Annotated in this window: 23 protein-coding genes and 1 riboswitch; of the genes, 8 read left to right on the plus strand and 15 right to left on the minus strand. The window is 73.7% G+C overall.

From position 1 onward, the window contains the following. Positions 1-275: 275 nt before the first annotated feature. The 11 genes from ACQP10_RS29360 to ACQP10_RS29410 all read right to left on the minus strand — a co-directional run bounded on the left by ACQP10_RS29360 (position 276) and on the right by ACQP10_RS29410 (position 11,891). Entirely contained in the window at positions 276-812 is a 537-nt protein-coding gene (locus tag ACQP10_RS29360; protein WP_399500064.1) for an OsmC family protein, read from the minus strand. A gap of 17 nt (positions 813-829) precedes the next feature. Beyond that, positions 830-1,471 (minus strand): VOC family protein, encoded by a 642-nt coding sequence (locus tag ACQP10_RS29365; RefSeq protein WP_433540088.1) that lies wholly within the window; start codon positions 1,469-1,471, stop codon positions 830-832. Then, positions 1,468-2,037, minus strand: a complete 570-nt coding sequence (locus ACQP10_RS29370; RefSeq protein ID WP_433540089.1) for an alkylhydroperoxidase domain protein — start codon at positions 2,035-2,037, stop codon at positions 1,468-1,470. The genes ACQP10_RS29365 and ACQP10_RS29370 overlap by 4 nt, the downstream gene beginning before the upstream one ends. After that, positions 2,034-2,663 carry a CMD domain protein gene (locus ACQP10_RS29375; protein ID WP_433540090.1) on the minus strand — a complete coding sequence of 210 codons (630 nt, stop codon included), beginning with the start codon at positions 2,661-2,663 and terminating at the stop codon, positions 2,034-2,036. The genes ACQP10_RS29370 and ACQP10_RS29375 overlap by 4 nt, the downstream gene beginning before the upstream one ends. A gap of 46 nt (positions 2,664-2,709) precedes the next feature. Further along, positions 2,710-3,702 (minus strand): putative FMN-dependent luciferase-like monooxygenase, encoded by a 993-nt coding sequence (locus ACQP10_RS29380; protein ID WP_390000247.1) that lies wholly within the window; start codon positions 3,700-3,702, stop codon positions 2,710-2,712. After that, positions 3,699-5,252, minus strand: coding sequence for a dipeptide ABC transporter ATP-binding protein (locus tag ACQP10_RS29385; RefSeq protein ID WP_179824078.1), 1,554 nt, complete (start codon positions 5,250-5,252; stop codon positions 3,699-3,701). The genes ACQP10_RS29380 and ACQP10_RS29385 overlap by 4 nt, the downstream gene beginning before the upstream one ends. Continuing rightward, positions 5,249-6,046 carry an ABC transporter permease gene (locus tag ACQP10_RS29390; RefSeq protein ID WP_179824079.1) on the minus strand — a complete coding sequence of 266 codons (798 nt, stop codon included), beginning with the start codon at positions 6,044-6,046 and terminating at the stop codon, positions 5,249-5,251. The genes ACQP10_RS29385 and ACQP10_RS29390 overlap by 4 nt, the downstream gene beginning before the upstream one ends. After that, positions 6,043-6,978, minus strand: coding sequence for an ABC transporter permease (locus tag ACQP10_RS29395; RefSeq protein WP_179824081.1), 936 nt, complete (start codon positions 6,976-6,978; stop codon positions 6,043-6,045). The genes ACQP10_RS29390 and ACQP10_RS29395 overlap by 4 nt, the downstream gene beginning before the upstream one ends. A gap of 2 nt (positions 6,979-6,980) precedes the next feature. After that, on the minus strand, positions 6,981-8,627 hold the full coding sequence (locus ACQP10_RS29400; protein WP_399500068.1) for a TIGR04028 family ABC transporter substrate-binding protein: 1,647 nt from the start codon (positions 8,625-8,627) through the stop codon (positions 6,981-6,983). Between the two features lie 362 nt (positions 8,628-8,989). Beyond that, positions 8,990-11,497 (minus strand): DUF4132 domain-containing protein, encoded by a 2,508-nt coding sequence (locus ACQP10_RS29405; RefSeq protein ID WP_433540091.1) that lies wholly within the window; start codon positions 11,495-11,497, stop codon positions 8,990-8,992. Position 11,498: 1 nt separating this feature from the next. Next, positions 11,499-11,891 (minus strand): hypothetical protein, encoded by a 393-nt coding sequence (locus ACQP10_RS29410; protein ID WP_399500070.1) that lies wholly within the window; start codon positions 11,889-11,891, stop codon positions 11,499-11,501. 211 nt (positions 11,892-12,102) lie between these two features. Here ACQP10_RS29410 and treZ point away from each other — a divergent pair, with 211 nt between their 5' ends. From treZ to ACQP10_RS29440, 6 genes are all read left to right on the plus strand, one after another. Continuing rightward, a complete protein-coding gene (gene treZ, locus ACQP10_RS29415) occupies positions 12,103-13,833 on the plus strand; it encodes a malto-oligosyltrehalose trehalohydrolase (RefSeq protein WP_346019545.1) in 1,731 nt (576 codons plus the stop codon). A gap of 3 nt (positions 13,834-13,836) precedes the next feature. Then, positions 13,837-15,984, plus strand: coding sequence for a 4-alpha-glucanotransferase (gene malQ, locus ACQP10_RS29420; RefSeq protein WP_399500071.1), 2,148 nt, complete (start codon positions 13,837-13,839; stop codon positions 15,982-15,984). A gap of 225 nt (positions 15,985-16,209) precedes the next feature. Continuing rightward, positions 16,210-17,388, plus strand: coding sequence for a sensor histidine kinase (locus ACQP10_RS29425; protein ID WP_433540092.1), 1,179 nt, complete (start codon positions 16,210-16,212; stop codon positions 17,386-17,388). Then, positions 17,385-18,053 carry a response regulator transcription factor gene (locus ACQP10_RS29430; protein WP_346019542.1) on the plus strand — a complete coding sequence of 223 codons (669 nt, stop codon included), beginning with the start codon at positions 17,385-17,387 and terminating at the stop codon, positions 18,051-18,053. Before ACQP10_RS29425 ends, ACQP10_RS29430 begins: the two co-directional genes overlap by 4 nt. Before the next feature lie 168 nt (positions 18,054-18,221). Continuing rightward, a complete protein-coding gene (locus ACQP10_RS29435) occupies positions 18,222-18,782 on the plus strand; it encodes a TetR/AcrR family transcriptional regulator (protein ID WP_179824101.1) in 561 nt (186 codons plus the stop codon). A gap of 87 nt (positions 18,783-18,869) precedes the next feature. Further along, on the plus strand, positions 18,870-19,961 hold the full coding sequence (locus ACQP10_RS29440) for an SDR family oxidoreductase (protein ID WP_433540093.1): 1,092 nt from the start codon (positions 18,870-18,872) through the stop codon (positions 19,959-19,961). 137 nt (positions 19,962-20,098) lie between these two features. On the opposite strand, the gene ACQP10_RS29445 is transcribed toward ACQP10_RS29440, so the two are convergent. After that, a complete protein-coding gene (locus ACQP10_RS29445; RefSeq protein WP_433540094.1) occupies positions 20,099-20,698 on the minus strand; it encodes a helix-turn-helix domain-containing protein in 600 nt (199 codons plus the stop codon). A 91-nt stretch (positions 20,699-20,789) separates the two neighbouring features. Here ACQP10_RS29445 and ACQP10_RS29450 point away from each other — a divergent pair, with 91 nt between their 5' ends. Then, positions 20,790-21,791: an NAD(P)/FAD-dependent oxidoreductase gene (locus ACQP10_RS29450; protein WP_346019539.1), complete on the plus strand. Its 1,002-nt coding sequence runs from the start codon at positions 20,790-20,792 to the stop codon at positions 21,789-21,791. Continuing rightward, complete coding sequence (locus tag ACQP10_RS29455; protein ID WP_346019538.1) at positions 21,788-22,993, plus strand: Cmx/CmrA family chloramphenicol efflux MFS transporter; 1,206 nt, start codon at positions 21,788-21,790, stop codon at positions 22,991-22,993. Before ACQP10_RS29450 ends, ACQP10_RS29455 begins: the two co-directional genes overlap by 4 nt. 51 nt (positions 22,994-23,044) lie before the next feature. Here the strand turns inward: ACQP10_RS29455 and ACQP10_RS29460 are convergent, their stop codons facing one another. From ACQP10_RS29460 to ACQP10_RS29470, 3 genes are all read right to left on the minus strand, one after another. Then, positions 23,045-24,520: a glycosyltransferase family 39 protein gene (locus ACQP10_RS29460; RefSeq protein ID WP_433540095.1), complete on the minus strand. Its 1,476-nt coding sequence runs from the start codon at positions 24,518-24,520 to the stop codon at positions 23,045-23,047. A 110-nt stretch (positions 24,521-24,630) separates the two neighbouring features. Further along, complete coding sequence (tenA, locus tag ACQP10_RS29465) at positions 24,631-25,311, minus strand: thiaminase II (RefSeq protein ID WP_179824113.1); 681 nt, start codon at positions 25,309-25,311, stop codon at positions 24,631-24,633. Between the two features lie 88 nt (positions 25,312-25,399). Next, positions 25,400-25,495, minus strand: a riboswitch (TPP riboswitch). A gap of 15 nt (positions 25,496-25,510) precedes the next feature. After that, entirely contained in the window at positions 25,511-26,416 is a 906-nt protein-coding gene (locus tag ACQP10_RS29470; RefSeq protein ID WP_390000216.1) for a nitroreductase/quinone reductase family protein, read from the minus strand. Positions 26,417-26,930: the final 514 nt, after the last annotated feature.

Raw genomic sequence — 26,930 nt, forward strand, 5'->3', positions numbered from 1 at the left:
CATCGGCATGGAGAGCGACGTCTAACGGCGGGACCCGCCGCCCGCCCGGAACCGGCGCCTCCGGTTCCGGGCGGGCGTGGGCACGGGCCGGCGGGCCGGCCGACGAGGCGAGCCGGTCCCGCCCGCAGCCTCGCAACCCTCACAGCCCTCATACGCGCGATTCGGGGGGGAACCCGTCGAGCGCGGCTCGGAGGGGCGGACGGCTCATGCCGTCGCGGAGAAGCGCAGAGGACGGACGGCCGGCCGCGTATCGGGCGGCGGTCAGGGGCGCGGCGCTACGCCGGGAGGGCCGACCCGGCGCGGACCCTCACCACCGAGCCGCTGATGTCCTGGGCGTGGCGGATCAGGTTGAGGATCGGGCACACCCGCTCGACCTCGGCGTGCAGGCGGGCCAGTTCCTCGTCCGAGGCGGGTGAGTCGATCAGCACCTCGTAGCGGAAGTTCTGCGGGTACACCGGGATTCCGTTCTCGCCCGGCCGCTGGGCCGCGGGGTCGTACTCGGCGCGCACGTCCACCTCCAGCGAGTCGAGCGGTATCCCCGACTCGGCCGCCTTGATCAGGAAGATGTGGGTGACGCAGCTTCCCAGCACACCCGCCTGCAGCTCGGGGGAGCCCGGGCCGAGGTCGTATCCGGCGAAGTCGGGTCCGCTGTCGCTGAGGATCTGGAAGTCCCTGATCCTGATGCGCCGGACTCCGCTGCGGCCCTCGGCCGTGACGTGGGCGTGCAGTGGGACGGGGCCCCGCTCGGGGGACTCCCGGCGGGCCAGCAGGGCCGTGCGCTTCTGCGACAGGTAGTCGCGGAGGGTGCTCATACGGATGGATCTCCGTTTCAGGTCAGCGTCACAGGGCCGAGAGGGGTGAGCAGCACCGCTCTCAGCGCGGGTTCCGGGCCGTCGGCGACGTCGAGCCGTACGTCCAGCGCGGCCAGGTCGCGGCGGAGTCCGGCGGGGTCGGGGTGGGCGGCGGCGAAGGAGTCCAGGCGCAGTCCGGGCAGCCCGGAGGCGGCGGGGTGGGGGGTACGGCCCCAGTCGATGAGGAACGGCACCGGTCTGACCGCTGCCGGGTCGTCGCGGCGGGTCAACCGCCACTCCAGCAGCGTCCCGCCGGGCGTGCGCCGGGAGAGCGGCCGGACGTCGCCGGGGTCGTGGCCGCGTTCCCGCGCCCGCCGTACCGCGGCGTCGATGTCACCGGGGTGGACGGCCCAGGCGGCGAGGCGCGGCTCGCGGAGGGAGTCCAGGCCGAAGGCGCGCGGGCGGGCGTCGGGCCCGGCCGCCGGATCGGGGCCGATGATCTCCAGGTAGGAGGAGGGGCCGAGGCCGACGAGGTGGTTGGCGGTGCCGCCGGGATGGCTGCCGCCCGCCACCGGGGTGACGCCGGTGCGCTCGGCGAACTCGGCGACGCCGGCGAGCAGGTCCGGCACCGCGTAGACGAGGTGGTCGAGCTGGGGGTCGATGGTCGTACCGGTGGTCACCGGTCCTCCTCCTTCACTGGTTCGCCGAGTGAGAGCATGAGCCGGTTGGCCCAGTTGAAGAACGCGGCGGCGTTGATGACGTCGCTGATCTCCAGGTCGTCGAGCCCCGCGGCGCGCAGCGCGGCGAGGTGTCCGGCGGTGAGTTCGCCGGGGGTGGCGGTGAGCGCCGCCGACGCGTCGATGATCGCCCGCCATCGGTCGTCCTGCCGCGCGTGGACGCCCTCGTCGAGCAGCCGCTGTACGTCGTCGGGCCGCCTGGAGTGGTGCGCGGCGAAGCGCGCGTGCACCGAGGCGCAGAACACGCAGCCGTTCCGGCGGGAGGTGGCCGTGGCGGCCAGCTCGCGTTCGGCCCGCGGCAGTCCGCCGTCGGCGTTGTGGAAGATGTCGTTGTCGGTCACCGTACGCGCGTGGAGGATTCGCGGGTCGCGGGCGAGGAGGCGGAAGTACGGCGACGCGGCGCGCGCCCTGTCGACCAGTGCCTCGCGGTGCTCGTCGGTGAGCTCATCGGCGGCCAGCGGCTCCAGCCACGGTGCCCAGCCGAGCTGTTCCCGGGTGAAACCGGTCATGCGGCGACCCCCAGCAGACGCAGTCCGGCGGCGATCCGGACCTGGAAGCTGAGAAAGGCCACGAGCTGCGAGAGCGTGACGATGCCCGTGGAGCTCCAGCCCGCACGGCGCAGCGCGTCGAGGTCCTCCCTGCTCGCCTCGCGGGGCCGGAACACGAGCAGGTGCGCGTGCTCGAACGCGGCGGTGAGGCGTGCGCCCAGCGCGCCGGGATCGCCGGCGCGGTAGCGCGGCCCTTCGACGCTCTCCCCCGGCGCCGCGACGCCCGCCGGATAGACCCCGTAGGGTCCGGTGGCGGCGCCCGCCTCGACCTCGGCCCGTACGGTCGCCGACAGGCCCGGGGCGAGGTCGGCCAGCCGCTCCGCGTAGAAGCCGGCGGCGGGGGCGTCGCGGTGCAGCCCGGTCACGAAGGCGGCGATCGCGTTCCGCTCGACGAGCGTGACCTCGGTCTCCGCGTCGGGGGCGAACAGCGCGTCGAAGCTGCGCTGGGCGTGCTCGCGGGCGCCCGGCCGCCGGTGGCGGAGCCGGTCGAGGGATGAGCCGGGCGTGATCCCGGCCAGCCGGTCGATGACGTCGGCGGTGCCGGCTGCGCCGGAAACAGCTGCGGTGTCGGGGATGTCGAGTGTCATGCGGGGCTCGTTCCTGCCGGGACGTACGGGTCTCGTGCCGTCATGGTCACGCGAGGCTCCTCTCCGCCGAGGGGACCCAGCCGAGCGCGGGCGCGACCTCGGTCGCCAGCAGCTCGATGGAGCGGAGGATGAGGGGATGCGGCGGGTCGACCGAGTGCACCTGCAGGGCCAGGTCGGTCACCCGGTCGAGGACCGGGTCGGCCTGGAGGGTCTCGATGACGTCCTGCGGGGTGCCGACGTGCACGTCGAACGCGGTGATCCGCCGGTCGAGGTCGCTGTCGGGCAGCTCGAACGGGAGCCTGTCGCCGCTGAGGCCGCGTTCCGCGTGCCGGAGCGCCTCGGTCCGGCTGTCGGCCACGAAGGCGGTGCGCGAGGCCATGATCCGCGGTGTGGCGTCCGGCGGCAGGTTCTCCAGGTAGGCGTCCACGATGGGCCGCTGGAGCTCCGCGAGGGTCGCCTCCGGCCGGTCGGCGGGGCGGGGCTGGGTGCGCGAGAGCATCAGCCCGTTGCCCGCCCGGCCGGCGCGGGCGCCGCCGGCCGCGGAGAACGTCGCCTCCCACACGGCGCCGGTCAGCCGGGGCGCGGGCGGGTGGAGCCGGTTGCCGCCGCCGAGGTCCTCTCCGGACCAGGCCCGGACCAGCACGGCCAGGTGCTCGGCGTAAAGGGCCGCGCGGTCGGCGCTGTCGCGGCCGAAGGGGGCGAAGGAGGTGGGTGTCCCCCCGCTGCCCACGCCCACTTCCAGGCGGCCACCGGACAGCAGGTCGAGTACGGCGGTGTCCTCGGCCGTGCGCAGCGGGTCTTCGAGCGGGAGCGTGATGATGCCGGTGCCGAGGCGGATCCTGCGGGTCTCCGCCGCCACGTGCGCCAGGAACACCAGCGGCGAGGGCAGGCCGCCCTCGGCGGCGTTGAAGTGGTGCTGCGCGACCCAGGCGGTGTCGAACCCCAGGGCCTCCGCGTGCCGGATCTGCTCGGCCGCCAGCCGGTAACGCTCTCCGGGCGGCACCTCGTCGAGGATCCGGGTGAAGAAGCCGAGCCTCATCGGACCGGCTCCGGGATCGCGGCGAGAAGTTCCCGGGTGTAGGGATGGCATGGGTCGGTGAAGACCTGCCGGGTGGTTCCGGATTCCACGATGCGCCCTTCGTTCATGACGGAGATGGTGTGTGAGATCTGCCGCACCACCGCGAGGTCGTGCGAGATGAAGAGATAGGTCAGTCCGAGGTCGCGCTGGAGCCGTTCCAGCAGGTCGAGGATCTGCGCCTGGACGGTGACGTCGAGCGCGGAGACCGCCTCGTCGAGCACGAGCACCTCGGGTCCGGCGGCCAGCGCGCGGGCGATGGCCACCCGCTGCCGTTGCCCGCCGGAGAGCTCCCGGGGCCTGCGCCCGGCGACGTCCCGCGGGAGCGCCACCCGTTCCAGCAGTTCGGTGACGCGGGTACGGCGGGCCGCGCGGTCACCGAGCCGGAAGTTGCGCAGCGGCTCCTCCACGATCTCCGCGATGGACTGCCGGGGGTCGAGCGACCCGTACGGGTTCTGGTACACGAGCTGGACGTGGCGGCGGAACAGGCGTCCCGGGCCCGCCCCGGGGATCTCCACCGTCCCGGACGTGGGCTCGGCGAAGCGCGCCACCATCCGCGCCGTGGTGGTCTTGCCCGAGCCCGACTCCCCCACCAGCGCGTGCGTCGTCCCGGCGGCCACCTCGAAGGAGACTCCGTCGACGGCGCGGAACGGGCGCCGGCCGGTCCGGAACTCCTTGACCAGGTCCCGGACCACGACGGCGGGACCGCGGCCGCCCGGCTCGGCCGTCCGGAACTCCCGGGCCGACAGGGCCGGGGCGTCGTCCAGCAGCCGCGCGGTGTAGCCGGCCCGGGGGTCGGCGATCACGGCGGAGGTCGGTCCCTCCTCCTCGACCAGGCCGTCCTTCATGACGACCAGCCGGTCCGAGCGGGCGGCGGCCACGCCCAGGTCGTGGGTGACCAGCAGCACCGCCGTGCCGAACTCGGCACGCAGGTCGTCGATGAGGTCCAGGATGCGCCGCTGCACGGTGACGTCCAGGGCGCTGGTGGGCTCGTCGGCGATGATCAGTTGCGGTTCCAGGGCGATCGCGATGGCGATGAGCACCCGCTGCCGCATCCCTCCGGAGAGCTCGTGCGGGTACTGGCGGGCCCGCGTCTCCGGGTCGGACAGGCCGACGCGGGCGAGCAGCTCGACGACCCGCCGCCGGATCGTACGGCGGTCGCCCCGCCCGTGCAGGCGGAACACCTCGCCGATCTGGGCGCCGATGGTCTTGACCGGGTTGAGGGAGTTCGCCGGGTCCTGCGGGACCAGGCCGATCCGTGTGCCGCGCACCGACTCCATGCGCCGCGAGGACCACGAGGTCAGGTCGGCGTCGCCGAGCAGGATCCGGCCGCCGTCCACCGTCCCGCCCGGGGGGAGCAACCCCATGATCGCGTGCGCGGTGGTGGACTTGCCGGACCCCGACTCGCCGACGAGGGCGACGACCTCCTTCGGCTCCACGCTGAAGGAGATCCCTCTGACCGCGGGCCTGCCGCCGTAGGACACGGCGAGGTCGCGGATGTCGAGCAGGCTCATGCCGTGCTCCTTCCGATGGAGCGGCTGATCCGGCCGGCGGCGAGCACCACCGCGACCACCACGGCCCCCGGCAGCGTGGTCAGCCACCACGACGTCGCCAGGTAGTTGCGCCCTTCGGCGATCAGCAGGCCCCACTCCGGTGTGGGCGGCTCCGCGCCGTAGCCGAGGAAGCCGAGCGTCGAGATGGCCAGGATCGCCATGCCGAACTGCAGCGCGGTGAGCGCGATGACGGGTCCGAGCGAGTTCGGCAGCACGTGCCTCCAGAGCACGACCGGGTATCTGCCGCCGCTGCCGAACGCGGCCTCCACGTAGTCGGTACGGCGCACCCGCACCACCTCGGACCGGGCGAGGCGGGCGAAGGCCGCGACCGAGCCGGTGCCGACCGCGATCGCCACGTTCACCGTACCGGGGCCGAGCAGGATGATCACGGTGAGTGCCAGGAGCAGGCCGGGCACCGAGAGCAGCACGTCGACGAAGCGCATGACCGCGTCGTCGACCGGCCCGCCGGCCGATCCGGCCAGCAGCCCGAGCAGGGTCCCCAGGAGCAGCCCGACCGCGACGGCCACGAACGCCCCCGACAGCGAGTGCACGGACCCGTGCACCACTCTCGCGAACAGGTCGCGGCCCACCGCGTCGGTGCCGAACAGGTGCCGCGCGCTCGGCGCCTGGAGCTTCTCGGCGGGCACGCCCGCGATGGGGTCGTGGGCGGTGAACAGGCCCGGCGCGAGCGCCCAGAGCGCGACGACCGCGAGCACCAGCGAGGCCACAAGCAGCCCGGTCTTCGGCCGGTTCATCCGGTCACCGCCCTCAGCCGCGGATCGAGCACCGGGAACAGCACGTCGACGGCGAAGTTGACCAGCACGAACACGGCCGCGGCGAGCACCACGACGGCGAGCATCACCGGCGTGTCCTGGGCGTTCACGGCCTGCTCGGTCAGCCTGCCGATGCCGTTGCGGCCGAACACCGTCTCCGTCACGACGGAACCGGCGATCAGCTCGCCGAACGTCACCCCGGCCACGGTCAGCGCGGGCAGCGCCGCGTTGCGCGCCACGTGCCGCCAGAGGATCCACCACCGCGACGCGCCCTTCGCGGCCACGACGGGCACGAACGCCTGCGCCTGCACCCGGTCGATGCTCCGGGCCAGGACCTGAGCGATCGGGGCGGCGATCGGCACGGCCAGCGTCAGCACGGGCAGGACGAGCTGCTGGAGGGCGCTTCCCCCGATGACGGGCACCAGGCCGAGCCGGAACGAGAACACCTGGATGAGCAGGATGCCCAGCCAGAACACCGGGACCGAGACGAACAGCGACGGCACCGCCAGCAGCGCGCCCCTGATCCACGACGTCCTGCTGTGACCCGCCGCGAACGCGATCACCACGGCGATCAGCACCGCCAGCAGGAACCCGCTTCCGGCCAGCACGGCCGTCGCGGGCAGCGCCTCGGCCAGCCTCTCGACCACCGGGGTGCCGGTGTCGATGGAGTAGCCGAAGCCGCCGCGCAGGAACCCGAGCAGGGTGGTCGCGTAGGACTCCAGGGGGGACACGTCACCGCCGTAGTAGGCGCGGATCTCCTGGATCTGCCGCGGCGACAGGCCCAGCTCCGGATTCTGGAACTTGATCAGGATCGAGTCGCCCGGCAGCAGTTGCAGGAGGACGTAGGCGACGGTGAAGGCGGCCCACAGCACGAACGCCGCCTGCGCGGTCCGTCGAAGCAGATACCTCGCCACCGCTACTCCCGCTCCGACTTCCAGACCGAGTAGAACGAGGGCCTGGCCACCGCCTCGAAGGCGACTCCGTGCACGTAGGGCGCCCCGCCGTACACCTGGGGCTCCTCGAACAGCGGGATGGCGTACCCCTGGTCGACCACGTACCGCTGGATCTCGGCGACCTTGGCGTTGCGCTTGGTGACGTCGGGCTCGGCCGACTCCTCCTCCAGCAGCCGGTCCAGCTTCTCGTCGTCGGAGAGGATGACGTCGCGGTTCTGGCTGTGGAAGTGGCTCTTGATCACGTCCTGGTCGGCGCGGCCGACCATGCTGTGCGCGACGGCGGTCTTCTCGGCGTCCTTGATGTCCACGGCCTGGGTGCCCGCGTCGGCGGGGCGGATCTCCAGCTTGACCCCGATCCTGGCCCACTGCTGGCCGACCAGTTCCAGGGTCTGCTTCGAGAGCGGCTGGGGGCCGGCGACGAACACGCCGAGCTGGAGCTTCCTGCCGTCCTTCTCCCTGACGCCGTCGGGGCCCCGGGTCCAGCCGGCCTCGTCGAGCAGCCTGCCGGCCCGGTCCGGGTCGTAGGCGAGCTCCTTCGACAGGTCCGTGTAGCCCTGGGCGAGCCGGCTCAGCACCGAGGTGGCCACCGGGTAGCCGGAGGTGAAGAGGGTCTCGACGATCTCCTTGGCGTTCGTCCCGGCCTGGAGCGCCTTGCGGACGCCGCGGTCCTTCAGGATGCTGTTGCCCGGCCGCAGGTAGAGGCCGTTGTTCACGCCCCTGGTGGGTTCGGCGTAGACGGTGAACCCGGCGTTCTTGACGGTCGCCTCGTCGTACGCCTGCACGTACCGGACGAAGTCGGCCTGTCCGGAGACGAGCGCGCCGACGCGCACGTTGTCCTCGGGCGTCACGATGATCTTGATCTCGTCGAGATAGGCCCGGCCCTGGTGCCCGGACGACGGCGGCGCCCAGTCGTAGTCCTTCCGGACGGCGAGGTCCACCTCCTTGTCGACGACCTGGTTCTTCACCGTGAAGGGACCGGAGCCGACGATGTTCCTCAGCCGGCACTGCTCCTCGTACGGCAGGGCGATCGTCTTCTTCGAGACCAGGCCGGCGCCGATGACGGATGTGCCCTGGAGGAAACCGGGCGAGGGCTTGGTGAAATGGAAGCGCACGGTCAGGGGGTCGATGACCTCGCTGCGCTCGTAGTTGTTGACGAACTCCGCGACCGGGAGCTTCAGCTTCTCGTCGCCGAGGCCGTAGACGTCGAAGTTCGCGGCCACCGTCTCCGCGTCGAGCGGGGTGCCGTCGCTGAACGTCACGCCGTCACGCAGGTGGAAGGTGTACTCGGTCGCGTCCTTGTTGATCTCCCATTTGGTGGCGATCCACGGCTCGATCTTCAGCGTCTCGGGGTTCTGCCAGGTGAGCTTGTCGGTGATCTGGTTCAGGATGCCGCCGTTCGGATAGAACCCGGCGGCCGGCAGGTAGAGGCAGGTCGGAGGCTGGTGCTCCAGATAGGTCAGCGTGCCTCCGTACACCGGCCGCCCCGCGGCCTTCGCCTTTCCTGTCGAGGAGTCCGCCGCGGGTCCCGTGCCGCCACAGGCCCCGAGAAGCCCTGCGACGGCGAGCGTGGCGGCGCTCGCGGCGGCGAATCGCAGTCTGGAACGTGACATGGGGCTGCCCTTCGTGAACGGAGGCATGGGATCGCCTGAGGTGAATCGATAATAACCTACCGGAAAAGAGGGTTATGGTCAGGTGTGATCGTGGCCACACGGAGGGCGTGGATATCCGGGGATGAGTCACAAGAGGGAAAGCGGGCGGCACCGGGCCGACGTGACGGCCCGCGGCAGCGTATGGCCGGGGCAACGCACGGCCGGGCCGGCGTGACGGTCCGGGCCGGCGTACGGATAGGCCGACGTACGCCCGGGCCGACGTACGGCGACGCGCCGCCCCGGTCACGACCTCCCGGAACGGACCCGCGCCGCCGCCCCGGCCGTGGCGACCTCCCCGATCACGGAGGGTCGCCACGGCGGGTTCAGGGGACGAGCTGGCGGGTGATCGACGGGTCGGTGATGGACGTGTCGTCGGCCAGCAGGAACGCCTTGGACAGGATGACCAACAACATGCCGCCGTCCTCCTCGAAGGGCAGGAAGACCGCCCGCGCGGCCCGGTCACCGCCGGGGACGATGCACAGGTAGGCGTCGTTGGGCTCCATCAGGATGTTGCCCGAGCCAAGATGGATCTTGTAGGTCCGCAGGTCGCCGCGCACCCGCAGGAACCTGTCGGTCAGCTCCGCCCGGTCGGCGATCCTCAGCCGGGGCAGGAGCCGGGCCAGCACGTCGCGGCGGGTCCGGGCGGTCTCGGTGAGCTCGCCGAAGCCGTAGGAGCGCCAGTAGTCCTCGTGCCCGCCGGTCGCCCGCTCGTCGAGACCGACCGAGGTGACGCCCACGGCCAGGTCGGCGTCGCGCAGCACCTCCGACAGCACCAGCGGCGGCACCTCGGTCAGCGCCGCCTCGGCCGGCGACGCCCCCTCGCGGGCGACGTGGCCGCCCACCCGGTCGTGGCCGGAGACCTCCTCCCGCCCGTCCCGGTGGAAGGTGATCCGCTCACCGACGCAGAGTGAGGCCGTGTCCCAGCCGTCGGCCTCGGGGGAGCTGACCACGTGCATGCCCCAGCGGGCCCGCCAGCCGGACAGCTCCCTGACCGCCGCACCCTGGTCGCCGCCGCACTCGTAGTCCCAGTGGCCGATCGACAGGCCGGTCCAGCCGCGCTGGTTCAGCAGCGTCTTGGCCTGGCCGTAGCGGAGCACGTGCCCGGCGAACCGGTTGGAGAAGGTCCCGGTGCGCTCCTCTGCCGGGGTCAGCAGGTAGACCTCGCGGAACGCCTGCTTGTACGGCTGGCGGATCCCGTGCTCCAGCAGGTGGTCGCGCCAGGTCCGCACCTCCTCGGCGCTCGCGTGGATCGGGTGCCAGAGCCCGACCCGGGTGCCGGGGTCCGGCCGGACCCTGTGTCCCCGGGGGTCGGACAACTCCCAGCCGTCATCGGTCCGGACGGGGATCCCCGCGGGGCCCTGCGGGGCCCGCCAGATCAGCGTGCGGGCGTATCGGCCGGTGACCGGGTGGTCGAGGAAGAACTCGACCACCTCCTGCCAGCGCCACGTGCGCTCCTTGATCAGCGCCTGCTCCAGCCGGAACCGCTCGGCCGCGAGCGCCTGCCGGAGCTCCTTCAGCGTGATCCTGAGTTCGGCCAGCGCCGGATCCTTACGGACGGCCTGCGGCGCCGACTTGAGGACCTTTCCCGCGGCGTTGACGAACCGCAGCGCGGGGCCGTCGGCGCACAGCCGTACCAGGTGGTCACCGATCTTCTCCTCGCGCACCCCGTCCGGACCGAGGCCGAAGGCCGGCACGGTACGGTCCAGCAGCTGTTCACGGGTCAGACCCGCCTGCTCGGCCACCGCGTCCAGGGTGCGCGCCACGCCTGCCAGCACGGATCGCGCGCGGGTCTTGGCCTGAACGCGGGCCAGCGGCACGATCGCCTCCAGCCCGCCGCGGCGGGCCAGGACGCCGACGGCGGCGTTGGTGAGCTTCTCGCTGCGGCAGGTGGAGCCCATCCCGTTGCTTCCGGTGCCGCAGGTCAGCGCGATGTCGCCGAGGAGCGAGGTCACCCACCGCTCCTCGGTCACCTCGCACGTCCAGATCATGCCGCGCACCGGCACGATGGTGCGCTCGTGCAGGAAGACCGTCTCCGTCCCCACGTGCTCGCCGTCCACCATGTGGCGGACCCGCCGCTCCCGGTGGGCCACCAGGCGGGTGAGGATCTCCCGGAGCAGGGCGACCGTGTCCGCGGTGAGCAGCGTCCTGGCGGTTCTGAGCCAGCGGGCGCTCGGTTTGGCGGACCGGGCGGTGTTCCAGTGGCGCAGCAGCGGCAGGGCTTCGGGGGCGGCCAGGCGGGGACCGTACTCCTCGGCCAGCAGCCGGGCGAAGTCGTCGCACTCCCAGATCATGTTGCGCACCACGCCGGCCGGGCCGTGCCCGGGAGGTTCGGTCAGCAGCTCCCGCAGCCGCTCGGCCAGCGCCTCCCTCGCCTGCTCGCTCCGCGCCTGCCAGCCCTGCGCCCGGGACCCGGAGCGCCGCGACGGCTCCGTCAGCCGGCCGAGCAGCTCGCGGCGCTCCTGGAAGCCGAAGCGGCACGCCGCCGCGAACGGGATCCGGTAGATCTCCTCGTAGCGGGTGTGGCCCCGGTGAACCAGCTCCCCTGCCCGGTGCACGAGGAGCCGCGCGTCCATGAGCGTCCAGTCGATGTCGCGCTCGGCCACCGAACGGATCAGCCGCAGCACCCGCTCGTCGTGCTCGTGCCCTCCCTCCGGGCCCAGGCCCAGCTTCAGCTGCGCCCAGTGCCCGTACACCCGCCAGTCGGTGTCCGGACCGGGTGGCAGCCCCTGTTCGAAGAGCTCCTCGAAGCGGCGGCAGGTCTCCCTGGTCTCATCGCTCACGTATCCGTGCAGGTTGTTGTAGATACAGGTCATCTCATCGATCGCGTCCACCTCAGCCCCCGACCAGCGGGACGAGCTTGATGAACGACACCACCGGGTCGGCGGTCAGATCGATCGTCTCGGACAGGTCCTCGATCTGGCGGTCCCCCACCAGCAGCAGGAACCCGTTGCGCAGGAAGGCCCGTTCGGCGGCGTCGGCCTGCCGCTCCCAGTCGATCCGCCGCCCGGCGCCCATCCGGTAGCCGTTCAGCTCCGCCTCGGCGTCCACCGGGCGGACCAGGCCGTTGAACCGGGTCGAGGGCGCGGCGTTGTACCGGGCGACCTCCTCGCGGACGCGGAGCCGTACCAGTTCCCGTGCCGAGACGCTCTCGGGCAGGTCGGGGAGGACGAACTCCTCCATCGTCTTCCCCGTGGCCGTCTCGTCCCGGAAGGTGACCGTTGTCATCACGCGGCTCCGCACGTCATCGGAAACATTATGAAGATCATCGATATCAACCGGTACCGACAGGAACAGGGCGGCCGTCGTCCCGCATGTGAGGGGCCCGGACGGGTAAGGAGAAACCGCGGCCGGTCGTGAGCCGCCCGGTGCGGCCTGCCCGCGTCCGGGAGTGGTACGGCGGGCCGCTCGCGATGTCCGGCGGCGGGTAGGGGGACGGGTGGGACACGAGTTCCGGGTGTGGGCGCCGACGCGTGAGCGGGTCGAACTGGTGCTCGGCGAGCGCAGGCTGCCGATGCGGCGCTCCGGGGACGGCTGGTGGGAGCGCTCCGTCGAGGAGGCCGGGCCGGGCACCGACTACGCCTATTCGCTGGACGGCGGGCCGCCCCGGCCCGACCCGCGCTCGCCGTACCAGCCGTACGGCCCGCACGGCCCCTCCCGGCTGGTGGACCACGCCGCCTTCGGCTGGACCGACGACCGCTGGCGCGGGACGCCGCTGCCCGGCGCGGTGCTGTACGAGCTGCACGTGGGCACCTTCTCCCCCGCCGGGACCTTCGACGGGGCGATCGAGTATCTCCCGCACCTGGCGGAGCTGGGCGTCGACGCGGTCGAGCTGATGCCGGTGGCGGAGTTCTCCGGCGGCAGGGGGTGGGGGTACGACGGGGTGTCGCTGTTCGCCCCGCACCACGCCTACGGCGGGCCGGACGGCCTGAAACGGCTGGTGGACGCCTGCCACGCCCACGGGCTCGGCGTGGTGATGGACGTCGTCTACAACCACCTGGGGCCCTCGGGCAACTACCTGCCGGAGTTCGGGCCCTACTTCACCGGCCGTCACAGCACCAACTGGGGCGACGCGGTCAATTTCGACGGCCCCGGCAGCGACGAGGTGCGCGCGTTCGTCGTCGACAACGCGCTGATGTGGCTGCGCGACTACCACGTGGACGGGCTGCGCCTGGACGCCGTGCACGCCATCGCCGACGACTCGGCCGTGCACGTCCTGGAGCGGCTGGCCGAGGAGGTGGAGGCGCTGGCCGCGCACGTGCGCCGGCCGCTGTTCCTCATCGCCGAGAGCGACCTGAACGACCCCCGGTTCGTGCGGGGGCGCGAGGCCGGCGGGTACGGCCTCGACGCGGCCTGGGCCGACGAGTGGCACCACGCCCTGCACGCGGTGCTGACCGGGGAGCGGAGCGGCTACTACTCCGACTTCGGCCCGCTGTCCCTGCTCGCCAAGGGGCTGCGGCAGGCGTGGGTCTACGACGGCACGTGGTCGCCGCACCGCGGGCGGGCGCACGGCAGGTCCCCGGCGGGGCTGTCCGGGCACCGGTTCGTGGTGTGCGCGCAGAACCACGACCAGGTGGGCAACAGGGCGCGGGGCGAGCGCGGTTCGGCGCTGATGAGCGAGGGCCGGCTGCGGATCGCCGCCGCGCTGCTGTTCACCGCGCCCTTCGTCCCGATGCTCTTCCAGGGTGAGGAGTGGGGCGCGACGACCCCGTTCCAGTACTTCACCGACCACGAGGACCCCGAGCTCGGCCGGGCGGTCAGCGAGGGCCGCCGCCGGGAGTTCGCCGCGTTCGGCTGGGAGCCCGATCAGGTGCCCGACCCGCAGGACCCGGCCACCTTCGAACGGTCGCGGCTGGACTGGAGCGAGCGGGACAAGGAGGTCCAGGGGCGGCTGCTCGACTGGCACCGGGAGCTGATCGCGCTGCGGCGGCGCGTCCCGGCCCTCACCGACGGCCGCCTGGACCGGGTCCGGGCCGACTGCGACGAGGACACCGGGCTGCTGGTCGTCGAGCGGGGGCCGGTCCTGGTGGCGGTGAACCTCGGCGCGGAGACGCTGACCGTGCCGTCCCGGGGACGCGGTCACGTCCTGGCCGCCTCCGATCCGGAGGTCGCCCTGTCCGGAACGGATCTGACCCTGCCACCGGACACCGTGGCGATCCTGGAGGACTGAACGATGGCCGACGCCTGGGGGATCGAGCACGAATACGAGGACGCCGGGGGCCGGCGCCACCGGGTGTCCCCCGAGACCGTGGCGGCGCTGCGCGAGGCGATGGGCGCGCCGCCGTACGGCGCGGGAGCGGACGGGTCGTACGGCGGTGCGGACGCGGGCGCGGACCGGTCCCGGGGCGACGCGGACGGCAGGGCCGGCGCGGACGACGGGGGCGGCGGGGACGGCCCGCGGACGCTGGTACGGCGGCGCGGCGACCGCGTCGGCCCGGCCGAGCTGGTCCTGGAGGACGGCTCCGAGCTGCGGGTGGACGACGTGCTCCCGCCCGACCTGCCGTTCGGCTACCACACCCTGCGGCGGCCCGGTGAGGAGACCGGCCACCGGCTCATCGTGGGTCCCGGCCGGTGCCACCCGCCGGAGCACCGGGCCTGGGGCTGGGCCGCGCAGCTGTACGCCGCCCGGTCGAGGGAGAGCTGGGGCGTCGGCGACCTCGCCGACCTGCGGCGGCTGGCCCGCTGGGCGTCCGGGGAGTGCGGGGCGGGGTTCCTGCTCCTCAACCCGCTGCACGCCACCGCGCCCGTCACCCCGGTCCAGCCGAGCCCCTACTTCCCGGCGAGCCGCCGCTTCCACAGCCCCCTCTACCTGCGGGTGGAGGAGGTGCCCGGGGCGGCCGAGTCGGGCGCGGACCTGCACGACCTGGCGGCGCGCGGCCGGGCGCTCAACGAGCGGCGGCACATCGACCGCGACGAGGCGTGGCGCCTGAAGCTGGCCGCCCTGGAGGCGATCTGGCGGCGCACCCCGCCGGGCGAGGAGTTCGACGCCTGGCGGGCCCGGCGGGGGGACGGCCTCGCGGAGTTCGCCACCTGGTGCGCGCTGACCGAGCGGCACGGCCCGAACTGGCGGGTCTGGCCGGTGGAGTACCGCCGCCCGGACGGCCCGGCGGTGGCGCGCTTCGCCCGCGAGCACGCCGGCCGGGTCCGCTTCCACGCCTGGTTGCAGTGGCTCACCGACCGGCAGCTGGCCGCGGCCGCCTCCGGCGTCCAGATCATCCAGGATCTGCCCGTCGGGGTCGACCCCGACGGCGCCGACGCCTGGTCCTGGCAGGACCTGCTCGCCCAGGGCGTCAGCGTCGGGGCGCCCGCCGACGAGTTCAACACCGCCGGGCAGGACTGGGGGCTACCGCCGTTCGTGCCGTGGAAGCTGCGCCGGGCCGGGTACCGGCCGTTCGTCGACAGCGTCCGGGCCACGATCGCCTCGGCCGGGGGCCTGCGCATCGACCACGTCATGGGCCTGTTCCGCCTGTGGTGGATCCCGTTCGGGGCAGGGGCCGGCCAGGGCGCCTACGTCCGCTACCCCGCCGGCGACCTCCTCGACATCGTCGCGCTGGAGAGCCATCGCGCCGGGGCCGTGGTGGTCGGTGAGGACCTCGGGACGGTGGAGCCGGGCGTGCGCGAGACGCTGGCCGACCGCCGCATGCTGTCCTACCGGCTGCTGTGGTTCGAGGAGGACGATCCGGCCCGCTGGCCGGAACGCGCGCTGGCCGCGGTCACCACGCACGACCTGCCGACGGTCGCGGGCCTGTGGGACGGGAGCGACCTTGCGGCCCAGCGCCGCCTCGGGCTCGATCCGAACGAGGACGGCTCGAAGGAGCTGCGCCGCAGGCTCGCCGAGGCCGGCGGCCTCGGCGCCGGGGCGGCCGGCGACGCGACGGCACCCGCTTCGGGGACGGACGCCGGCGCGATGGCGTCCGCTTCCGGAACGGACGCCGAAGCCGCGATGCCCGCTCCGGGGACGGACGCCGAGGCCGCGGTGCTCGCCGCCTACCGGCTGCTGGCCCGCGCCCCCTCGCTGCTGCTGTCGGCCACGCTCGACGACGCGCTGGCCGAGCCGGAGCGGCCCAACATCCCGGGCGCCGACGGCAAGCGCGCCAACTGGTGCCTGGCGCTGCCCGTCCCGCTGGAGGAGCTGGAGAACAGGCCGCTGGCCCGGCGGTTGGCGGAGATGCTGTCCGGTGCGGTCACCGCCGCCGGGGAACCCGTCACCGGGCCCGATACCGAACCCGCTGCCGGGATCAAAGCCGGGCCCGGCGCCGGAATCGAAGCGGGACCTGACGCCGCCCCGGACCGACGAGAACCCTCCGTGCCGGACGCCTGACCCTTCCGCCCGTCCGCCCTCCGGGCGAAGGCCCCGGCTGCGGAAGGCGGCCCGCTCCCGGCGCACGACGGACGTGATCGTTGACATGGCGGTGGTTTCGTCGGTTGACGGCATGCGGCCGGTTCTACGGCTCCACGCCCGACACCGCGCGAACCACCGCCGTCATGCCGCTGTTAGGCGCGGCAGGGCATCCTGGTGGTCCGCACGTCACCCGGGAGAGGACCGATGGGCAAGCCACGAGGTCTCACGCTGAGGGGCCGGACCGTACGGCAGCGCTTCACCGTCATGTACGCCGCGCTGTTCCTGGCCTCCGGGATCGCCCTGCTGGCCATGACCAATCTGCTCGCCGGAGGGTGGCGGGCGTCCCGGGCCATCCCCGGGCCGCCCGCTCCGCAGCCTGATCTCACGGCCCTCCAGGGGCACGTCGAGCGGCTCCAGGCACAGCTGGCGGACGTCCACGCGACGCAGTCGCGGCAGCTCCTGGCGGGCTCCCTGGTCGCGCTGGTGGTGATGGGGGCGGTCTCCGTACTGCTCGGCGGGGTCGTCGCCGGCCGGGTGCTGCGTCCGCTGCGTACGATCACCTCGGCCACCCGGCGGATCTCCGCCGACAACCTGCACGAGCGGCTGGCGGTGCCGGGCCCCGCCGACGAGGTCAAGGACCTCGCGGACACCGTCGACGAGCTGCTGGAGCGTCTGGAGGCGTCCTTCGCCGCCCAGCGGCGGTTCGTGGCCGACGCCTCCCACGAGCTCCGCACGCCACTGGCGACCATGCGGGCGTCGCTGGACGTGGCCGCGGCCAAGCCGTCGGCGACGTCCCAGACGCTCGCGCTGACCGATCGGCTCCGCACCGAGCTCGACCGGATCGACCACCTCCTGGAGGGTTTCCTCCTGCTCGCCCGCGCGCAGCACGGCGCGCTTCCCGGCCGGGCGCCGGTCTCGCTGGCCCGGCTGCTGTCGGAGGCGGTGACCGGCCGCTCCGCGGCCATCGCGGCGAAGGACCTGACCGTCCACGCCGACACGGGGGACGGCGCGTGGACCCGGGGCAGCCCGGTTCTGCTGTCCCGGGTGGCGGACAATCTGATCGACAACGCGGTGATCCACAACCGGCACGGCGGCTGGATCCGGGTGGCGGCCACGACGGCGGGTTCCTCGGCGCGGCTCATCGTGGAGACGGGTGGAGCCGTCCTCGACCAGGAGCACGTCGCCCGGCTCACCGAGCCCTTCCGGCGGCTCGCCGCGGACCGGACCGGATCGGAGGCCGGTTCCGGTCTCGGCCTGTCGATCGTCGCGGCCGTCGTCGGCGCGCACGGCGGACATCTGGAGCTGCGCGCCAGGCCGGAAGGCGGCCTGCGGGTCGCCGTCTCGGTGCCGTCCGCGCCCGCGCCGGCGGGTGCCGCCGCATGAGGGTCCTGGTCGTCGAGGACGCCCGCGCCCTGGCCGACGTCCTGGCGGAGGGGCTGCGCGACCGGGGCATGGCCGTGGACACGGCCCACGACGGTCTGGCCGCCGCCGCCAAGCTCGATCTCAACGCCTACGACGTGGTCGTCCTCGACCGCGACCTGCCCGGCATCCACGGTGACACGCTCTGCCACATGATCACCGAACGCGACGACCGCCCCATGGTCCTGATGCTCACCGCGGCCGGCTCGCCGGGGGACAGGGTCAGCGGCCTGACCCTGGGAGCCGACGACTATCTCGCCAAGCCGTTCCACTTCCCCGAACTCGTCCTGCGGATCCACGCCCTGGCCCGGCGGCGCCCCTCCGCCCGCCCGCGGACGCTGCGCGCGGCCGGCATCGAACTCGACGCCGCCCGCCACGTCGCCACCCGTGACGGCCGTCCCCTCGACCTCTCGCCCAAGGAGTTCGCCCTCCTCGAAGCCCTCCTGAGCGTCGCCCCCGCGTTCCTCAGCGCCGAGGCCCTCCTGGAGCGGGTCTGGGATGAGAACGCCGACCCCTTCACCAACACCGTGACCGTGACCGTCGGCCGTCTGCGCCGCAAGCTGGGTGACCCGTCACCCATCACCACGAGACCCGGCGTGGGCTACCGCATCACCGATCCGGCAGGTTAGCGCGGGCCGGCGCCGCCCAGGCCCGGAACGGGACCGGACTGCGCGCCGCGGAATCGGGCGGCGGGCCGCGGGGCCGAGTGCCGGCCGCACCGGGGGTGGGAGGATCACCCGTCGGTTTCGCCTATCCGGCCCTTGCCGAAAATCAGCAGACCGGTCTATTTTTCTCTCATGGGCCAGAAAGGCGAGGAGACGCGCGGGCGCCTGCTGGACGCCACCCGGGACCTGATCGAGACCGGGGGCTACTTCGGGACCGGGCTGAACCAGGTGATCGCGGCCAGCGGCACGCCCCGGGGCTCGCTGTACTTCCACTTCCCGGGCGGCAAGGACCAGTTGGTCGGCGAGTCCGTACGGCGGGCGGGCGACGAGATCGGCCGGTCGCTGCGTGCGCTGGCGGAGTCCTCGTCCGGCGCCCGCGGCATGGTCGCCGGGATGCTGGCGTTCCTGGGCGACCGGCTGGAGGGGTCGGGGTGGCGCAAGGGCTGTCCGGTGGCGACGGTGGCGCTGGAGACGGCGGCCACGAGTGACCCGCTCCAGCAGGTCTGCGCCGAGGTCTACGGCTCCTGGGAGGCGGAGCTGCGCCGTCGCCTGGCCGCCGAGGGGCACCCCGAGCCCGCCGACACCGCCGTCACCGTCCTCGCCCTGGTCGAGGGCGCGCTGCTGCTGGCCAGGGCCCACCGGAGCCGCGAGCCGCTGGAGCGCGTCGCCCGCCGGATCGAGGCCCTGCTGTGACCCGGGCGCCGTCACGGTAGGGCCCGCCTCCGGCGGGCTTTCTTTTCGGCCAAAAATATGTAGACCGATCTATTTTCAAGGAGTGTCATGACCCCCTACCCGCCCGACTCGATCGTCTTCGGCGCCACCGGGTTCCTCGGCCGGTCCATCGTCGCGGAACTGCTCCGCCAGGGGCGCCGGGTGACCGCCGCGGTGCGCGGGCCGGGAGACCGGCTGACCTCCTGGCTGGCCGGGCAGGAAGTGAGCACCGCGGGGATGACCGTCGTCACCTGCGACGTCACCGTGCCGGGGCTGGGGCTCACCGGCCTCACCGACCTCGCCGGGGTCCGCGACGTCTACAACGCCGCGGCCCGCTTCGCCTTCGGCCTGGACGTGGCGGAGGCGCGGCTCGCCAACGTCACCGGCGCGGTCAACGTGACCGAGTGGGCCGCGGCCCGGACCGGCCTGCGCCGCCTGGTCCACGTCAGCGGCTACCGGGTCAGCGGGGCGGAGCCGGACTACCGGAGGCTGGGTCCGTACGAGGCGTCCAAGGCCGAGGGGGACGCGGCGGTCCGCCGCCGGGCCCGCGAGCTGGACGTCCCTCTGACGATCGTCAACCCCGCCACGGTGATCGGTCCCGGCCAGTTCATCGGCCTGGCCTCGCTGGTCCACGACCTGTGGCGGGGGCGGCTGCCGGTCCTGCCCGGCGGTCCGGGCGTCTTCGTCCCGGTCGTGGACATCGGCTATCTCGCCCGTTTCATGGCCGCGGTGCCCGAGCACGAGGAGACGGCGGGCCGGGCGTACTGGGTGCTCGACGACGACACGCCCGAGCTGCCGGAACTGGTCGCGCTGCTGGCCTCCCACCTGGGAGTGCGTGCCCCGCGCCGGTCGATCCCGGTCTGGCTGCTGCGGCGGCTGCCCCGGGCGCTGACCGGGGCCGACCCGGAGACGCTGTCGTTCCTGTCGGGCGACCGCTACGACACCGCCCCGGCCCGGGCGTTCGCCGAGCGGGCGGGGCTGCGCATGCCACCGGTGGAGCAGGCGCTGCGGCGCTGGGCCGACGACCTGGTGACCGCGCGCTTCGGCGCCGGGCCCCCGATGTCCCCCGAAATCCCCGGCGACGACTCTCCGGCATCTCCCGGAAGCCCCGGCAACGGCTCCCCGGATCCCGCTGGGCGGACGCGGCGACCCACGTCGTGATCCGCGGAACCGGGCACCGTCCGCGGCTCACCCGTCCCGGCGGGGTGGCCGGGGCGCTCGTCGGGGCCCGTTCCGGGGCCGTCATCCGGGAGACGGTCCGAGACCTGACCGGCGCGCCATGCCGGCCGGGTCGCCGGTCAGGTCGCCGGCTCCTCGCGGGAGCGGGGCCTGGCGCGGATGTGCACGCGTGCCCCCTGGCGGCCGAACAGGTTGAGGACCTCCACGGGAGAGTCGCCCGCGGGGCCGAACCAGTGCGGCAGGCGGGTGTCGAACTCGGCGGCCTCACCCGGCCCCATGACCAGGTCGTGATCGGCCACGATGAGCCGCAGCCGTCCGGACAGGACGTACAGCCACTCGTACCCCTCGTGCGTGCACGGCTGGGGACGGTTCTGCTCGGCCGGGATGATCGACTTCCACGCCTGCAGGGGGCCCGGCTGGAGGGTCAGGGGGATCACCGTACGGCCGTTGTGGACGCGGGGTCTGCAGCGGATCCGCGGGTCACCGACCTCCGGCGCCCCGACCAGCTCGTCGAGCGGCACCTGATGGGCCTGGGCGATGGGCAGCAGGAGCTCCAGGCTCGGACGACGCTGGCCCGCCTCCAGCCTCGACAGCGTGCTCTTGGAGATGCCGGTGGCCTCGGCCAGCTCCGCCAGGGTCACACCGCGCCGGGTGCGGATGCGCTTGAGGCGGGAACCGACCTGGGCCAGCGTGGCGGCGATCGGCGATTGCTCGTCCATGCCGCCATTCCATCGTCGTTTCCCAGGAATGGCAACACAAGTTGCCGTCTCGTCGGCGGGGGGCGCAGCATCGGCCCCGGAGGTGATCGCCATGACCAAGGCGACGAACGAACGGACCGGCGGCGCACGACGCGCCACCGACGACGAGACCTACGACGTGGTGGTGGTCGGCGCCGGAGCGGCCGGCCTGAACGCCGCCCTGCTCCTCGGGCGCGCCCGCCGCAGGGTCGCGGTGGTGGACGCCGGTGAGCCGCGCAACGCGCCCGCCTCGCACACGCACGGCTTCCTGTCCCGCGACGGCCTGTCCCCCGCGACCCTGCTGGACCTCGGCCGCGCCGAGGTCGCCCGGTACGGCGTCCGGTTCGTCCGGGGACGGGTGGAGCAGATCGACCCCGGCTTCCACGTCCGCATGACGGGCGGGCCGGTGCTCCGGGCCCGCCGCGTCATGGTCGCGACCGGGCTGCGCGACGATCTCCCCGACATCCCCGGCGTGCGCGAACGGTGGGGCAGGGACGTGCTGCACTGCCCCTACTGCCACGCCTACGAGGTCCGCGACCAGCCTCTCGCCGTCCTCGGCACCCATCCGAACGCGGTGCACCAGGCCCTGCTCCTGCGCGGCTGGAGCGACGACGTCGTCTTCTTCCGGCACACCCTGGATCTGACGCCGAAGGATCGCGAACGGCTGGAGGCCCGCGGCCTGCGCGTCGTCGAGGGCGAGATCAGGAATCTCGTCGTCGACGGCGACCGGTTGCGCGCCGTCGAGCTCGCCGACGGCCGCGTCGTTCCCCGCGCCGCCGTCTTCCTCCCGCCCCGCATGGTCCCGTACGACGAGCTGCTGACCCGCCTGGGCTGCGCCAGGGACGACGGCGGATGGGTCGTCACCGATCGCACCGGCCGCACCGGCGTATCCGGCGTGTGGGCCGCCGGCAACGTCGTCGACCCGCGCGCCCAGGTCATCACCGCCGCCGGCATGGGATCCGCCGCCGCCTTGGCCATCAACGCCGACCTGCTGGACGAGGACGTCGACCACGCCGTCGAACGGCACCGCGCCGCGACCGCCGTCACCTCGCCGGGCGGAGGCGATGGCCGGTGAGCGTCGAAACCGCGCGGCGGCAGGCGACGGCCTCCCGCGGGAGGCTGCCGTTCGGCGTCTACCTGCTCGCGTTCAGCCTGTTCGCGATGGGCAGCGCCGAGTTCCTGCTCGCCGGGGTCCTGCCGGCGATCGCAGACGATCTCCGGATCAGCCTGTCCTCCGCCGGCGCACTGATCTCGGCGTTCGCCGCCGGTGTCGTCATCGGCGGCCCGCCGCTGGCCGTCATGACCCTGCGCTGGTCACGGCGGGCCACGCTGGTGACCGCCCAGGTCGTCTTCGCCGCCTCCGTGGCGATCGGTCTGCTCACCGACGACTACCCGGTGCTGCTGGCAACCCGCCTGGTCTGCGGCCTCGCCTACGCGGGATACTGGGCGGTCGCGGCTGTCACCGCGATCAGCCTGGTCACACCCGACCGCACCGCGCGCGCCTCCGGAGTCGTCGTCAGCGGACTCAGCCTCGCGATGATCGCCGGCGGCCCGGCGGGCGCGTTGCTCGGCTACTTCACCGGATGGCGGGGCGGATTCTGGGCCGTGGTCGTCCTCACCGCCGCCGGCGCGGTTCTGACGCTCCTCGCGCTGCCCGCGACGAGCCCTGGCGAGGAACCCAGCGTGAGCCGTGAGTTCCGCGTCATGCGGCGACCACAGCTGTGGGTCGTCTACGCCGTCACCCTTCTGAGCACCGCCGCCTACATGATCTCGTTCAACTACCTCGCGGCGTTCCTGACCGATGTCACGCACATACCCGGGGTCTGGGTTCCCGCGGTCCTCACGCTGTTCGGCGTCGGCGCCTTCATCGGCCTGTCCATCGGGGGCAGGATCGCCGACAGACGGCCCTTCCCCGCGCTCATGGCCGGAGCGATCGGGATAATGATCTGCTCCGTCCTGCTGGCGGTCCTCGCCCGGCACGCACCGGCCGTCATCATTCTCGTCCTGCTCCTCGGGACGGCCGGGTTCGTCCTGAACCCGGCCATCTACGGGCGGGTGTTCACCGTCGCGTCAGAGGCGCCGACGCTCGCCGGAGCCGCCACCGTCTCCGCGTTCCAGCTCGGCATCAGCCTCGTCCCGGCGCTCGCCGGAGCCGCATTCAGCGCCGGCGCCGACGTCACCGCCGTCACCTGGATGGGCGCCGGCCTGGCGGCGGCCACCGTGCCGGTCGTCCTGATCGACCGGACGATCTCACGTCGCCGGGCGCGGACGGCATGACGCGAGGCGGGGAGTCGTACGGGACTCCCCCGGTGGCCGCCGGGGGCGGCGCTACCGGCGTCCGCCGCGCGCGGGGCGTTCGAGCAGGAGGACGGTGACGCCGCGCAGCGGCCAGGTCCGCGTCACGGTGTATCTCTCCTCCAGCAGCGCGTCGATCTTGGGGACCATCGCCGGGGCCACGCCGTTCCTGGACGGCAGCGCGGTCCCGGGGCGGACCGCCCGCCCGAAGTCGCTCCGGACGAGCCAGACCCGCTCCCCCGCCGCGTCGCCGGAACGCCTCTCCGGCGGCATGGCCCCGTAGCGGGTCAGGCCCTGACGGGCCCAGGGCACGACGTAGACGGTCCGGTCACCGTCCCGGCGCTGCGCCGCGACGATCTCGGCGGCGGCGCGGTAGCTCACCTGGTGACCCGGCTCGGTGCGCAGCAGCACCTGCTGCCGGGCCCCGAGCGCCACGGCCACACCGAGCCCGGCCACCAGGACGGCGCGCGGCAGGCGGGCCGCCCCCAGCCCGGTGAGCAGCGCGAAGGCGGGCGCGGCGAACAGGACGTACCGGGAGCTGTAGACCGGAGTGACCAGGTGGGACACCGCGACCAGGACCGGCATCGGCAGCAGGCCCCACACCACCAGTCCCGCGGCGAAGGCCCGGGGCGCGGGAACGCCACCGCCGGCCGGCCGGGCGGCGAGGACCCCGTCGGACGGCCGGCCGAGGGCGAGGTGACCGGTGGGCGTCCCGGCGGGCGACCGGTCGAAGGCGAGGTCATCGGTGGGTGTCCCGGCGGCCGGCCGGTCGCCGTTCCCCCGCCGGAGCAGGACCGCCGCCGAGGCCAGCCCGGCCAGGGCGACGGCCCAGCCGAGGAGCACGGCCGGCAGGTTCCCCGGCTCGGGCCGCGGCTGCCAGCCGGTGATCGCGCTGCGGACCAGGACGACGTTCTCCCAGCCCGGCGCCTCCAGCCAGTTGACCTGCCCCACCTGCCCGGCCGAGACCGCCGCGACGGCGAGCGTGACCGGCGAGCCCAGCGCCAGCCACGGCAGGCAGCGCCGGGAGACGACCAGGTGGGCGGGGAGGGACAGCACCGCGAAGAGGTGCGTGCAGGGCAGCAGTACGACGGACAGGACGTAACGGCCCCAGCGTCCGGTCTCCAGCGCCCGGTGCAGGCACCAGTAGGAGAAGACCGCGGCGGCGACGGCCAGCGTGTACGGCCTGGCCTCCTGCCCGAAGCGGGAGATCGCCGGCAGCACGAGCAGGGCGGCTCCCGCGACCGTCCCGGCGCGGACGCCGCCGAGCCGGCGGCCCAGGTCGGCGAGCAGTCCGGTGGCCGCGGCCACCGCCAGCGCGGAGGGCAGCCGCAGCCACCAGTCGGCCGTGCCCGCCCGGGACCAGACGTACATCAGCAGGTAGTACGGCAGGAACACCGCGTCCCGCTCGCGGAGCGTCTCCCACAGCGTGTCCCAGGAGGTCGCGGTCTGCGCGGTGGCCAGCTCGTCGGCCCACATCGAGGGCGCCCAGGAGCCCGCGACCGCCAGCACCAGCGCGACCGCCGCGAGGAGCAGCGGCAGCCGCGCCGCGGAGGGGGTCCGCCCGGCACGGCCCCGGCGACCCGTGCGAGGCCCGCCGTCCGGACGAGGCCCGCGGCCGGCTAGCCGAGCCACTGCCGGGTGGGCCAGGTCTCAAGCCGCCACGCGCTGTCCCAGAACATCCACTCGTACTCCGTCGCCCGGCAGAACGCCTCGGCCATGGCGCGGCGCGTCGCGGGGTCGGCGGTCTCGGCCAGCCGGTCGGTGATCGCCTTGATCCGCTCCACCGAGGCGGCGAAGGACTCATCGGAGTAGGTGTCGATCCACGCCCGGTAGGGGTGGTCGTCCATGCCCGCCGTACGGGCGAGGAGGGCGGTGCCGACGTCCTGGTACACCCAGAAGCACGGCAGCACCGCGGCGGCGAGCACGGGCAGGGGCTCGGCGAGCGCCGTCGCCTGGAGGAACGACGCGTAGGCCAGGCAGGTGGGCGAGGTGGGGACCGCCGCCTCCTCCTCTGCGCTCACCCCGAACTCCTCCAGGTAGGAGGTGTGCAGGCCGCGCTCGACGGCCAGCGCCGTGTGCGCGCTCTCGGCGAAGAACATCGCGTCGGCCGGGTCGGCGGACCGCACCGAGGCCGCCGCCAGCGCCTTGGAGAACGCCGACAGGTAGCGGGCGTCCTGGACCATGTAGAACGCGAAGCGCTCCCGGTCGAGGGTGCCGTCACCGAGGGCGGCGTTGAACGGGTGGTCGTGGATCGCCTTGAGCAGCGTGGCGGTACGCGCCCAGATCTCCTCGCAGAACATCGTGTCCCCTCGCTCACCGGGTCTCGGGGAGGACGGCGCCGCGGGAGGCCCGCGGGCGCCGCGCACCGCGGCCTGCCGCGCCCGGGGACACGGCAGGCGGTGACGTCCCTCCGCTAGTACGAACTAGATCAGGTTCTACGGGTTTGATCTCAGCCCGGCGTACCGGGCACCCCGCGTCGCGACCAACCGTAACAGAGGCTCAGGGGGCCGGTGGGACCGGAGGGAACGGGATCTCGGCCAGTACGGGAAGCAGCGACTCCTCCTCGTGGTCGAGGTGGGCCCGCAGCTCCTCCGACAGCCGGTCCAGCTCGCCGCGGAAGCGGTGCGGGTCGGCGGTGGCGATGCCGTCCAGCAGGACGACCAGCTCGGCCTGGATGCGGGCGACCGTACGGTGCTCCTCGCGGAGCCGGTCGATGGCGTCGCGCAGGTGGGGATACCGGCTCGCGAGGTCGGGGAACGTGTACGCGTCCTCGTGGGCGTGGTGGGATTCCAGGGACTGGCAGAACGCCAGGCAGTGCTGCCGCAGTTGCAGCCCCAGCCCCGGCGCGGGCGGCTCGTCCGGGCCCTGGTGGGCCGCCCGCGCGGCGAAGTGCGCGTCGGCCTCGGCGCGCACGTGCCGCAGCTGCGAGCGCAGCCAGGCGTGGATCCGCAGGAGCACTCCGGCGAGGTCGGTGGCCCCGTGCGGGTCCTCCTCGGGCCCGGAGCGCCGCAGCATGACGACCGGCAGGCGGCGGTCGACGCGGACCTGGTAGTCGGCGTAGCCCGGGGCCGCCCGCACGGCGTGCTCGAACAGCCGCTCCCGCTCCTCGCCCTCGGCGGGGACGGCGATCGCCCAGAACGTCTCGGCGCCGACCTCCACCCGCACCATGGGGTGGGCGAGCAGGTTGTGGTACCAGGCGGGGTGGCGGGGCGCGCCGCCGGCGGACGCGACGACCAGCAGCAGGTCATCGTGGCGGACGTAACCGAGGGGGACGGTGTGCTCGGCGCCGGACCGCGCGCCGGTGGTGGTCAGCAGGAGGAGGTCGCCGCCCTCGAACGGGCCGCCGACCCTCCCTCCGTTGGCCCGGAACTCCTCGATGATCGACTGGTTGAAGGACATGGGCATGCGGTGCGTGAACCTTTCTCTCGTGAGAACGCTGAGAGCGCTGAGAGCGCTGAGAACATTGAGAACGCTGAGGAGATGTGGAAAAGGGTGGGAACGCCGGAAGACCGGGTGCCCGTACCCGATGACGGGCGCGGACCGGATACGCGGAGTCCGTGGGACTACGAACGGCCGCCCGGAGACGGCGGACGCCGCCGGGCCGGGACGCACCGGGAGCGCACGGCGGTGCCGGGCACCACGGCGTGCGGGAGACGGCGCGCGGCGGCGTCCGGTACGGCGCGGGGATGCCCGGTACGGCGCGCGGCGGTTACGTCAGACGTGGGACGCGGAGTGTGACCTCATGGCGTGTGTCCCTTCTGGAAAGGTGCTCACCCGGCCGCCGGCCGGCCCATTGCTCTTTGGCCGGCGCCACGTGGCACGCCGACCATTACAACCATCCGGCGATCGCCTGTCAACGGGGATGATCACCGGGCTCGCGCCGGTCCCGGCGGCGGCCCGTCCCGGCGGCCCCGGGCGT

This window comes from Streptosporangium sandarakinum (assembly GCF_050942225.1).
Taxonomy (GTDB): Bacteria; Actinomycetota; Actinomycetes; order Streptosporangiales; family Streptosporangiaceae; genus Streptosporangium; species Streptosporangium nondiastaticum.